Source organism: Pedobacter nototheniae (assembly GCF_032678625.1).
Classification (GTDB): domain Bacteria; phylum Bacteroidota; class Bacteroidia; order Sphingobacteriales; family Sphingobacteriaceae; genus Pedobacter; species Pedobacter nototheniae_A.
The window spans coordinates 165,932-178,115 of the sequence record NZ_JAVTSO010000007.1; the positions used below are offsets into that span (position 1 = coordinate 165,932).

Genomic DNA, 12,184 nt, shown 5'->3' on the forward strand with positions numbered 1-12,184 from the left:
AAATTGCAGCCAAAATTTAGAAGAGCACAAAAAATAAATCCATCCTCCCTTTGCAGAAATGATTAGTCCTTTTTTATCATAATAAAGTGATATTTGATTATGGATTTCTACAGTTCTGAGAAAGAAAAAAACACATTCAATAAATACAATAATGTGACTACAGCAAGCTCCTCTTAGTGTAAATAAGCAGTTACCCTGCTGCATGGCAGCTTAAATTTTCCAATATTTGAAAACCAAACATCAAATACACCCGGAAATGATTAAAAGATTACACCTCTATTTCTTAATAGCAGGCTCGTGCATTGCATTAAATGCTTCTGCACAGGATGCCGTTAGCTACCAAACACCCCCTAAAGAAATTGCCGATTTATTACTGGCAAAGCCAACACCTGGTGTTAGCATTGATGGTAAAGCAGAGTGGATTTTATTTAGCGAGCGCAATTCTTATCCTTCTGTTGAGGAATTGGCCATGCCAGAATATCGCATTGCAGGTTTAAGGCTTAACCCAAACAATTACGCACCAAGCAGGCAAACTTATATCAATAATTTCAGCCTGAAAAATATTAAAAGTAATCAAACCTTTCAGGTTACGGGCTTACCAACACCGCTTTATGCCGGAAACATTAGCTGGAATCCTTCAGAAAGCAAAATAGCTTTTACCAACACCACCCAAAAAGGAGTTGATTTATACATTATTGATGTAGCAACCAAAAAAGCTGCAAAGGTTAATAAAGCCTTTTTAAATGTAATTTTAGGAAGTGGTGTAACCTGGTTAAACGATCAAACCGTAATTTACCGTGCGGTAACCAAGCCTGCAAACACGGCGCCGGTAAAACCTTTAATGCCTAAAGGACCAACCATTCAGCAAAACCTGGGCAAAGCAGCACCAAGTGCTACTTACCAGGATTTAATCAAATCGCCATACGATGAGCAATTATTTGAGTTTTTTGGCACTTCCCAACTGGTAAAAAATACTGCTGGTGTAGAAACGCCGATTGGCAAACCTGCAATTTATGGATCGGTTAGTTTATCGCCAGATAAAACCTATATGATGATAGAAACCATCCGCAAACCATTTTCCTACCTGGTATCTGCCGGAGGCTTTCCGTCTACAGTAAGCATTACAGATTTAACGGGTAAAGTGGTAAAAGTATTGGCAGAACTGCCTTCATCAGAAGGTACGCCTTCTGGGTATGACAACACACAAAACGTTCCACGTAGTTTCGACTGGCGCGATGATGAACCCGCTACCATAACCTGGGCTAAACCATTAGATAGTGGTTTAATCAAAAAGAATGTACCTTTTCATGATGCCGTTTATGCTTTGAGTGCGCCTTTTACCGGAGCGGAAAAAGAACTGTTTAAAACGCAAACACGCTATCGTGGTGTACAATGGGGCGATGCCAATCTGGCGCTAATCTCTGAAGGTTTACGCAGCAAACAAACCAGTAAAGTAAGCCGTTACAATCCAACAACCGGTGTTATTGAAGAATTATACAGCCGCAATCAAACCGATGCTTATGGCAATCCGGGATCTGCTGTAACCACAAAAAACAAATATGGCCGTCAGGTTATCCATACGGTTGATAATGGTACAAAGTTATTAATGAACAACCCGGTCGGATCATCAGAAAAAGGTGATTTGCCTTTTCTGGCTAAGTTTGATTTATCGACAAAGAAAAATGAAATTATCTGGCGTAGTGCTGAAGGTACTTTTGAATATGTAAGCGATGTGATTGATCCTGATAAACTGGTATTGTTAACCCGTAAAGAAAGCCAGAAATTAGTACCCAACTACTACATTAAAAATTTAATTTTAAGAATTGCAGATCGTCCGATTACGGATTTCAAAAACCCTTACCCATCACTGGAAGGCATTACCAAAGAAAAAATTTCATACAAACGTGCCGATGGCGTTGATTTAACCGGAGATTTATATTTACCGAAAGGTTATAACAAAGATAAAGATGGCCCATTGCCTACTTTAATATGGGCTTACCCACGCGAATTTAATTCGGCTGCCGATGCTGCACAAATTCGTGGATCGAAAGATAAATTTACCACCATTAGCTGGGCATCGCCAATATTTTGGGTAACCCGTGGATATGCGGTATTGGATAATGCAGAAATGCCAATTGTAGCTAAAGATGGCAAAAAACCTAATGATACCTTTGTGGATCAGTTACAGCTAAATGCAGAGGCTGCTATTAATAAACTGGCTGATTTAGGCGTGGGTGATAAAAAACGTATGGCCGTTGGCGGTCATAGTTATGGTGCATTTATGACGGCTAATCTTTTGGCGCATACCAACCTCTTTGCTGCAGGTATTGCACGAAGTGGTGCTTATAACAGAACCCTAACGCCTTTTGGTTTCCAGAACGAAGAACGTACCTATTGGCAGGTTCCTCAGCTGTATTACGAAATGAGCCCATTTAGTTATGCAGATAAAATTAAAACCCCGCTTCTTTTAATTCACGGTGATAGCGATGACAATCCTGGTACTTTCCCGATTAACAGTGAGCGTTTGTTTAATGCCATTAAAGGAGCCGGTGGAACAACCCGCTTTGTATTTTTACCTTATGAAGCACACAGTTACCGCGGAAAAGAAAATCTTCTTCACATGCTTTGGGAACAAGATCAATGGCTCGAAAAATATGTAAAAAACAAGAAATAACACATCCCTGATTCAACTTAAGATGCCCCAAACCGGGGCATTTTTTGTATCATCAAAATTATCTCCGTTACGATTTAGCATCTATTTTTTTGCCTACATTTATTCCGGTAAATTGAACATAAATCCAACTTATTTGTTAAGCTGTTATGGAGTACTTAGACTATTATAAAATTCTTGATATTAATAAAAATGCTTCAGCTGATGACATTAAAAAGGCTTATAGAAAACAGGCCCGAAAAAACCATCCCGATCTTAACCCTGGAAATGAAGAGGCCAATAAAAAATTTCAGCAAATTAATGAAGCAAACGAGGTCTTAAGCGATCCGGAGAAACGAAAAAAATACGATAAATACGGGAAAGACTGGCAACACGCCGATCAGTTCGAAGCCCAGCAGCAGCAGCAAAGACAATATCAATCTCAGAGCGGCGGCAGTGGTTATAATAGTTATTCAGGTGGATATGGAGGAGACGATTTTTCTGATTTCTTTTCTTCAATGTTTGGAGGCGGAGGTGGCCGAAGCAGCAGGCAATCTCCTTTTAAGGGACAGGATTACAATGCCGAGCTACAATTAAATCTTTTGGATGCTTACGCCACCCATAAGCAAACTTTAACCGTTAATGGCAAGCAAGTGCGCATTACCATTCCGGCCGGTGTAGAAAATGGGCAAAAAATAAAACTTCCGGGTTACGGTTCGGCAGGTGCAAATGGAGGTCCGCCCGGCGATCTGTATATTACCTTTAAAATAAACGAAGATGCGAGGTATAAACGTAAAGGCAATGACATTTATGTGCAGGAAGATATTGATTTATATACAGCCTTGCTTGGAGGCGAAAAAATCGTTGAAACCTTAACCGGAAAGGTTAAACTAAAAATTGCACCAGAAACGCAACCAGATACTACATTAAGGTTAAAAGGTAAAGGGTTTCCGGTTTATAAAAAGGAAAATCAATTCGGCGATTTATATATTAAATGGCAGGTAAAGCTACCAACAAACCTTAATACCGAGCAAAAAGAGTTATTCGAAAAACTTTCTAAACTGTAGGCTATGAAAAGTAATCTAATATCGATAGAAGACATTTGCGTGTTTCATAAAATAGAAATAAAATTTGTTCAGTCTTTAGAAGAGTATGGTCTGATCCAGACTACAATTATTAAAAAAACAGTTTTTCTCGATCCCGATGAACTGGTTAAACTTGAACATTATATCCGTTTACACCAGGAACTCGAAATTAACCTCGAGGGCTTGCATGCTGTTTCGCATTTATTAGGACAAATGCAAGATATGAAACAGGAAATAACGACACTCAAAAACGAAATTAATTATTACAAACATTTCTACTTACATTAATCAATCGTTTGTTTGAATATTAAGTGGAAAAGTAAAAATAAAAACTCAATCATTTTAAAATTAGTTTCTTAAATTGGGCGATCTAAAATAAAAAACATGAGCGATTTATCTGCTAAATTTATTGAGAAAATAAAATCATCCTACTCCCCTACAGGCTCTTATATTTATTTGGGAGCGGGCATGTTAGACGGACAGGTGTATAGCGAAGCTGAAGTAAATCTATCTTTAAAGATGATGAACAGGCATGGCCTTGTTGCAGGGGCTACCGGTACAGGTAAAACCCGTACCTTACAGTTATTAAGTGAGCAGCTATCTGATGCAGGCGTACCCGTTTTTATGCTCGATGTTAAAGGCGATTTATCAGGCTTAAACCAGCCTGGAGGAATAAATCCAAAAATAGAAGAAAGAGCACAACAACTTAATAAACCATTTACTCCTTCTGGCTTTCCTGTAGAAGTTTATTCGTTATCAGGAAAACTGGGTGCACAAATGAGGGCTACCGTACTGGAGTTTGGCCCTACTTTATTGTCAAAAGTTTTAGACTTAAATGACACCCAGGCAGGTGTTATGGCTGTTATTTTTAAATACGCCGATGACAATAAAATGCCGATAATTGATTTAAATGATTTAAAGAAATTAGTATCATATCTTTCAGAAGGCACAGGCGCTGCAGAAATTAAGAGCAGTTATGGCAGCATTTCTACTGCCACATCAGGCACCATGCTTAGAAAAATTGTCGCCATTGAGCAGCAAGGTTTAGGGGGCATGTTCGGCGAAAAATCTTTTGATACAGAAGATCTTTTTGAACGGGTAGATGGAAAAGGAATTATTAGTTTACTAAATATTGCCGATGTACAAAACCAGCCGGTTTTATACTCCACCTTTTTATTAAGCCTTTTAGCAGAATTATTTAACACCCTGCCAGAGGTTGGGGATTTAGATAAACCCAAATTGGTTTTCTTCTTTGATGAAGCGCACCTGCTATTTAAAAACTCATCAAAAGCATTTCTGGAGCAAATAGAAACGATTATCAGGTTAATCCGCTCCAAAGGTGTTGGTGTATTCTTTTGTACACAATCGCCTACCGATGTTCCGGAGAGCGTTTTGGCGCAGTTGGGTAATCGGGTACAACATGCTTTAAGGGCTTTTACACCTAATGATGTAGATGCATTAAAGAAAACGGTTAACACCTATCCAAAATCAGAATTTTACGAAATTGATAAAGTATTAACCTCTTTAGGTACAGGCCAGGCATTAATAACGGTACTGAATGAAAAAGGTATTCCAACTGAAGTTTCGGCAACTATGCTTACCCCACCCCGATCGGTAATGGGACCGCTTACTGCTGCAGATTTTGATAAGCTGGTAACCGGAAGTCCTATGTACGCCAAATATAAAGATGCCATTGATCCGGAAAGTGCATATGAAATATTAACCAAACGTATAAATGAGCAAACTGCCGCGGCAGAGCAACAAAAACAAGAAGCTGAGACACAAAAACAAGCTGAAGCAGATAGCAAACCAAAACCAGGAGAAAAAAGTCTTGTTGAACAAGTAATGGGCGCAACAATTACCCGTCAAATAGGCAAGGAAATTGTACGAGGTTTGTTTGGAATGTTAACAGGTAAAAAAACCAGAACAAAAAGCGGGGGTTTGTTCGGTTTTTAAGCAATTAATTTAATACCCGCAAATTACTATTTTTGCAAATGATCCCAACATGATGTAATCATTAAGGGTACCATCTTACAAATAAAAACAATAAACAATTAGATGAAACCTACCTTATTAATATTGGCCGCTGGTATGGCCAGCCGTTACGGAAGCATGAAACAAATAGATGGTTTCGGCCCTAATGGTGAAACAATTATCGATTATTCTATCTATGATGCAATTAAAGCCGGATTTGGAAAAGTTGTATTCATTATTAAAGAAGAATTTTTAGAAGATTTTAAAGCCATTTTTGAGCCTAAACTTAAAGGCAGAATTGAAACTGATTATGTTTTTCAAAACTTTGATTTGAAACAATTCGGCATTGAAGAAGAAATTTACAGAGAAAAACCTTGGGGCACTGCCCATGCTGTATTAGCAGCCAGAAATGCTATAAAAGAGCCTTTCTGTGTAATTAATGCAGATGATTTTTATGGCTTTGATGCTTATAAAAAAATGGTTGATTTCTTAAACACAGAAGCTACAGACAGCAACTATTCCATTATTGGTTATCAGATAGGAAAAACTTTATCTGATTTTGGTGCCGTATCAAGAGGAGTTTGCAAAGTTGATGAAGCTGGCAATCTGGAAGAAATTATAGAACGGACTAAAGTTTTTCAACAAGACGAAACCATTGTTTTTGAAGAAGATGATAAACAATATCCTTTAAGTTTTGATACCCCGGTATCTATGAATTTCTGGGGTTTTACACCTGCAGTTTTCAAAATCACCGAAGATTTATTCAGAGCATTTGCAATAGCTAATAAAGATAAACCTAAAGCAGAATTCTTTATTCCGCTAATTGGGGAAAGCTTGGTAAAAAGCAATACAGCTACCTTTAAAGTGGTACCTACATCCAACCAATGGTTTGGCGTGACCTACAAAGAAGATAAGCCCTTTGTTCAGGATTGTATAGATCAATTGGTGAAAAACGGAACCTACCCGGAAAAACTATGGAGTTAAATTTAGATTCCGAAGTTTTAAAAGCCTACGGTTATACTAAAGAAAATGTAAATATTAAACAAATAGGTTCGGGATTAATAAACCGGACTTATTTGCTTTCGCCATTATCAGGTGATCAAAAATATATTTTACAAAACATCAATACCGACGTTTTCAAAAACCCAAATGCAATTGCCAATAATTTAAAGGCAATAGCTGATTATCTGGCTAAAACTTATCCGGATTATCTCTTCATTAAACCTGTTTCTACCGTTGATGGTGATGAAATGGTACATGTACACCACGAATACTGGCGTATGCTTCCTTTTGTTGCAGATTCTGTTTCATTGGATGTACTAACAGATCCTAAACAAGCTTATGAAGCAGCCAAGCAATTTGGTAAGCTCAGCAGGTTATTAAATAATTTTAATGCCAATACCTTGGAACCAACCATTCCGGGTTTTCATGATTTGGCCTTACGTTATGAACAGTTTACTTTAGCATTAAACCTAACCAATAAACAATTTAAAGGCCTTGCTAAAACAGAAATAGACAGTGCTTTAGATCATAAGTACGTTCTGGATTATTACAACTCCTTTACCCACAGAAGTGATTTCCCAGATCGTGTAATGCATCACGATACTAAAATCAGTAATGTTCTGCTTAAAGCTGAAACTTTCGAAGGTATTTGTGTAATTGATTTAGATACCATAATGCCTGGCAAATTTATCTCTGACCTTGGCGATATGATGCGAACTTATTTATGTGCTTTTTCTGAAAATGAAACCGATTTAAGTAAAATAAAAATTCGCCTGCCTTATTTCGAAGCCACCGTTAAAGGTTATTTATCAGAAATGAAAAGTATCCTTACCGAAACAGAAAAAGAGCTTATTTTATTTTCAGGCAGGTATATTATTTATATGCAGGCATTGCGTTTTTTAACCGACTTTTTAAACGGAAGTATTTATTACCCAATAAATTATCCTGAACAAAATTTGGATCGGGCAAAAAATCAGTTTAAATTGCTTAGTGAGTTATCTGTACACGAAAAAGAACTGCAAGATATTATTGAGGAGAGTTTAGTATAAGATTTTATGCCAGATCATAGTGAGCTAAAAAAAGAATTCCAAATAGAGCGGATGATTCTTTTTACAGATGCTGTTTTTGCTATTGCCATTACATTATTAATTATTGAAATAAAAGCGCCTGAAATTCATCAGGGGATGACTTTCAGTGAAATGGCAGATCAATTGCTAAATCTTATTCCAAAGTTTATCGGGTTTATTATCAGCTTTTTTGTGATCGCTATTTACTGGCGCTCGCATCATCGTATGTTTTCCTTTATAAAGGACTATGATGATAAACTAATCTGGTTGAATTTCTTTTTCTTATTTTCTATTATCTTAATGCCCTTTAGCTCGGCATATTATAGTGATAATACAACCTATAGCCTCCCATTTTGGTTTTATTCGCTAAACATTACTTTTACCGGCTTGCTGAATTATGCAATGTTGACCTACATTATTAAACATAGAGGGCGCATATCCGACGGCTTTAATGATATAAAAGCCCGCCAGCTTGCAAGGTGGAGAACACTAATTGTTCCGGCAATATTTTTATTTGGTTGTATTTTAGATGCAATTCTGCCATCGAAAAACAGCGTGAATATGTTAAGTAGATTTACACCGATGCTAATATGGCCCGCTATTGCCTTATTGAATCGCTTTTTTGGTAAAGTACATGACTTAGAATATCATGCAAAGCCAATAAAAACACGACATCGTAAATAATTTTTCGTTATAGCTTTTCAGCCGAAAGCATTATTTCATTTATAAAAGGGCACCGTAGTTATTAAATCGATCTAAGGTTATAATCGCATAATTTTAAACCCGATAAAGGCTAAAAATAATTTTATCGGTAACCCTGAATAAATTCTCCAAATAACAAAAAAGCGTTCCTGAAATTAATCAGAAACGCTTTTTATTTTATGCTCCCAAGACTTTCGACTCAGGATTAAAGACTTATTTTTTATCGTCTTCTTTTACTTCTTCAAAGTCAACATCAGTAACGTTATCGCCACCACCTTGAGGTTGACCATCAGCTTGTGGTTGCTCACCACCTTGAGGCTGACCGCCATCTTTATACATTTCTTCTGAAGCTACGTTCCATGCAGTCTGTAATTCAGCTTGTGCTGCATCGATATCTGCAAAGTTACGTGATAAGTGTGCTGCTTTTAATTTCTCTAAACCAGCTTCGATTGGTGCTTTTTTATCCGCAGATAATTTTTCACCAAACTCTTTTAATTGTTTCTCAGTAGAGAAAATTAAAGCATCAGCTCCGTTAATTTTATCCGCTTCTTCTTTAGCTTTTGCATCATCAGCTGCATTAGCTTCAGCTTCTTCTTTCATTTTTTTGATCTCAGCATCAGTTAAACCTGAAGATGCTTCGATACGGATTTTTTGCTCTTTACCAGTTGCTTTATCTTTTGCACTTACGTGTAAAATACCATTAGCATCAATATCAAAAGCAACTTCTACCTGAGGCACACCACGAGGTGCTGGTGGAATACCATCTAAAATGAAACGGCCAATTGTACGGTTCTGAGCTGCCATAGGGCGTTCACCTTGTAAAATATGGATCTCAACAGAAGGCTGGTTATCAGCTGCAGTAGAGAAAGTTTCAGATTTTTTAGTTGGAATAGTTGTGTTAGACTCAATTAATTTAGTCATTACACCACCCATAGTTTCAATACCTAACGATAAAGGCGTAACGTCTAATAACAATACATCTTTAACATCACCAGTTAAAACACCACCTTGAATAGCAGCACCAATTGCTACAACCTCATCAGGGTTAACACCTTTACTTGGCTCTTTACCGAAGAAAGCTTTAACGGCTTCCTGAATTGCAGGAATACGTGTTGAACCACCTACTAAGATAATTTCATCAATATCGCTTGTGCTTAAACCAGCATTTTTCAAAGCAGATTTACAAGGATCGATGGTACGTTTGATTAAGCTATCAGCCAATTGCTCAAATTTAGCGCGTGTTAACGTACGCACTAAGTGTTTAGGGCCACTTGCATCAGCAGTAATATATGGTAAGTTAATTTCAGTTGAAGTTGTGCTTGATAACTCGATTTTAGCTTTCTCAGCAGCTTCTTTTAAACGTTGTAAAGCCATTGGATCTTTAGCTAAATCCATGCTGTTTTCAGCTTTAAACTCTTCAGTTAACCAATCAATAATAATGTGGTCAAAGTCATCACCACCTAAGTGAGTATCACCATCAGTAGATTTTACTTCGAAAACACCATCACCCAATTCTAAAACAGAAACGTCATGTGTACCACCACCGCAGTCAAACACAACAATTTTCATGTCTTTATGTGCTTTATCCAATCCATAAGCTAAAGCAGCAGCAGTTGGTTCGTTAATGATACGTTTTACAGTTAAACCTGCAATTTCTCCAGCTTCTTTAGTTGCCTGACGTTGTGCATCATTAAAATAAGCAGGTACAGTAATAACCGCTTCAGTAACCTCAGTACCTAAAAAGTCTTCAGCTGTTTTTTTCATTTTCTGCAAAATCATTGCAGAAATCTCTTGTGGAGTGTATTTTCTGTCGTCGATTTCAACACGTGGAGTATTGTTATCGCCTTTAATTACTTTATAAGGTACACGACCAGCCTCTTTAGCACTTTCGTCGTAGCTGTTACCCATAAAGCGTTTAATTGAATAAATCGTTTTTGTTGGGTTAGTTATAGCCTGACGTTTAGCCGGCTCACCAACTTTACGCTCACCGTTTTCTGCAAAAGCAACAATAGACGGTGTAGTACGTTTACCCTCGCTGTTTGCAATAACTACAGGCTCGTTGCCCTCCATTACGCTCACGCAAGAGTTTGTTGTTCCTAAGTCTATTCCAATAATTTTTCCCATTGTATTTTGTATTTTCTTTCTTTTTAAAGTATTATAATTCTACTCCTATTAAACAATGCTTGTGCCAATTGGTTTTTGGCAGATAATATTCGTAAAAGACTGATAAAATGTAAAAAAATAGACAGCTATATACTGACAGTGTGACAGAAAACCAAGCAAAATGTAAGTTTAAAAAGGATTAAAAGGAGCTTAACAATACAATCAAAGCCCAAATTTTTAATATAATTGAACAGCATTATTTAACAGAAGCTGGTTTCAAATCTTTAAACCTGTCAAAGAAAAACATAATCCTTCCGATTAAAAGCGACCATAAATATTTTAGATAAATTCTATATCTTTAAGATCACTAAAAAATTAAACTATAAGTAAAATGCAATTAGCTGCTCAAATTGTAATTGGCTTTGTAGCCGTTATCCATATATATATTCTTTGGTTAGAAATGTTTGCCTGGACAACCAGGGCACCTAAAGTATTCAGGAATTTCCCTAAAGATCTTTTTCCTCCAACCAAATCGCTGGCCGCAAACCAGGGGCTTTATAATGGGTTTTTAGCGGCTGGTTTAATCTGGTCTTTATTTATTTGCGATCAGGTCTGGCAAAACAATGTTGCCATTTTCTTTTTAGCATGCGTTTTTGTTGCAGGTATTTATGGGGCTGCCACTGCAAGTAAAAAAATCCTTTTTGTTCAATCTGTGCCAGCCGCAATAGGTTTAGCTTTAATTCTTTTGCAAAAAATATAGGGCGTGCAAAAACTTTTAATCTTTTTATTTACGTTCTGCTTCTCATACACGTTGCCATCTAAAATTGATGCTTCAAAAATTGATGAGGCATTAGCTTATTGTAAAAAAAACGACTTCGATACTTCAGTTTGTATCCTGATAGATATGAGCATCCACTCCGGTAAAAACAGACTGTTTGTGTACGATTTTAAAAAGAAAGAAGTTTTAGTTGAAGGCATTTGTGTACATGGAAGTGGCGGTGGCAGCACGGCAAACCAACCTTTTTTCAGTAATAAAGAAGGGAGCTACTGTACATCGTTGGGTAAGTATAAAGTAAAAGGAAGGGCTTACAGCAACTGGGGCATTAATGTTCATTACAAAATGTATGGCTTAGAAAAAACAAATAACAATGCCTTTAAACGAATTGTTGTTTTACATTCTTATACACCTGTACCCGATCATGAAGTTTATCCGCAAACCGTATTTGGTGTAAGCGCAGGCTGTCCGGTTTTATCAGATGCAACCATGCGTAAAATAGATGTTTTATTAAAAACGAAAAAGAAACCTGTGCTTCTTTGGATTTATATTTAAAAGAGAAAATTAATCGAAAATATATTTCTCAAAACCACCGAAGAAAACCTGCACAATCCAGTTTTTAAAGTCAACATTATCAGTAATTTTATAGGTAACACCATTGCTGATAATTTCAACATACTTGCCTGAACTAATTTCATCTTTCAAATTATTTAATGCCCCAATACACCATTGATAAGGACTGGCCGTATCGTACCAGCTAAAGTTTAAAAATGATTGCTTTAACTCCTGATCTACATAAATGCGATGCTCTATTTCCATATAATGA

At 36.9% G+C, this 12,184-nt stretch carries 11 protein-coding genes; 9 read left to right on the forward strand and 2 right to left on the reverse strand.

Features of this window, described 5'->3' with window-relative positions; translation table 11 throughout:
* Positions 1–256 precede the first annotated feature (256 nt).
* The 7 genes from R2Q77_RS18625 (at position 257) to R2Q77_RS18655 (ending at position 8,462) form a co-directional block, all read left to right on the forward strand.
* On the forward strand, positions 257–2,674 hold the full coding sequence (locus R2Q77_RS18625) for an alpha/beta hydrolase family protein (RefSeq protein WP_316805236.1): 2,418 nt from the start codon (positions 257–259) through the stop codon (positions 2,672–2,674).
* A 146-nt stretch (positions 2,675–2,820) separates the two neighbouring features.
* On the forward strand, positions 2,821–3,717 hold the full coding sequence (locus tag R2Q77_RS18630; RefSeq protein ID WP_316805237.1) for a J domain-containing protein: 897 nt from the start codon (positions 2,821–2,823) through the stop codon (positions 3,715–3,717).
* Between the two features lie 3 nt (positions 3,718–3,720).
* Entirely contained in the window at positions 3,721–4,023 is a 303-nt protein-coding gene (locus tag R2Q77_RS18635; protein ID WP_316805238.1) for a chaperone modulator CbpM, read from the forward strand.
* 96 nt (positions 4,024–4,119) lie between these two features.
* Positions 4,120–5,691, forward strand: a complete 1,572-nt coding sequence (locus R2Q77_RS18640) for a helicase HerA-like domain-containing protein (protein ID WP_316805239.1) — start codon at positions 4,120–4,122, stop codon at positions 5,689–5,691.
* Positions 5,692–5,793: 102 nt separating this feature from the next.
* Entirely contained in the window at positions 5,794–6,693 is a 900-nt protein-coding gene (locus R2Q77_RS18645) for an NDP-sugar synthase (RefSeq protein WP_316805240.1), read from the forward strand.
* The gene (locus tag R2Q77_RS18650) at positions 6,684–7,760 is read left to right on the forward strand and encodes an aminoglycoside phosphotransferase family protein (RefSeq protein ID WP_316805241.1); all 1,077 of its coding nucleotides are present in this window, start codon (positions 6,684–6,686) and stop codon (positions 7,758–7,760) included. Before R2Q77_RS18645 ends, R2Q77_RS18650 begins: the two co-directional genes overlap by 10 nt.
* A gap of 6 nt (positions 7,761–7,766) precedes the next feature.
* Positions 7,767–8,462, forward strand: a complete 696-nt coding sequence (locus tag R2Q77_RS18655; RefSeq protein WP_316805242.1) for a TMEM175 family protein — start codon at positions 7,767–7,769, stop codon at positions 8,460–8,462.
* A gap of 231 nt (positions 8,463–8,693) precedes the next feature.
* Here the strand turns inward: R2Q77_RS18655 and dnaK are convergent, their stop codons facing one another.
* Positions 8,694–10,604, reverse strand: coding sequence for a molecular chaperone DnaK (gene dnaK / locus R2Q77_RS18660; protein WP_316805243.1), 1,911 nt, complete (start codon positions 10,602–10,604; stop codon positions 8,694–8,696).
* Between the two features lie 370 nt (positions 10,605–10,974).
* On the opposite strand from dnaK, the gene R2Q77_RS18665 reads away from it, so the two are divergent.
* Together R2Q77_RS18665 and R2Q77_RS18670 are read left to right on the forward strand one after the other, a co-directional pair.
* Entirely contained in the window at positions 10,975–11,343 is a 369-nt protein-coding gene (locus R2Q77_RS18665) for a DUF1304 domain-containing protein (protein ID WP_316805244.1), read from the forward strand.
* 3 nt (positions 11,344–11,346) lie between these two features.
* On the forward strand, positions 11,347–11,913 hold the full coding sequence (locus R2Q77_RS18670) for a murein L,D-transpeptidase catalytic domain-containing protein (protein ID WP_316805245.1): 567 nt from the start codon (positions 11,347–11,349) through the stop codon (positions 11,911–11,913).
* A 9-nt stretch (positions 11,914–11,922) separates the two neighbouring features.
* On the opposite strand, the gene R2Q77_RS18675 is transcribed toward R2Q77_RS18670, so the two are convergent.
* Positions 11,923–12,177: a hypothetical protein gene (locus R2Q77_RS18675; RefSeq protein WP_316805246.1), complete on the reverse strand. Its 255-nt coding sequence runs from the start codon at positions 12,175–12,177 to the stop codon at positions 11,923–11,925.
* Positions 12,178–12,184 lie beyond the last annotated feature (7 nt).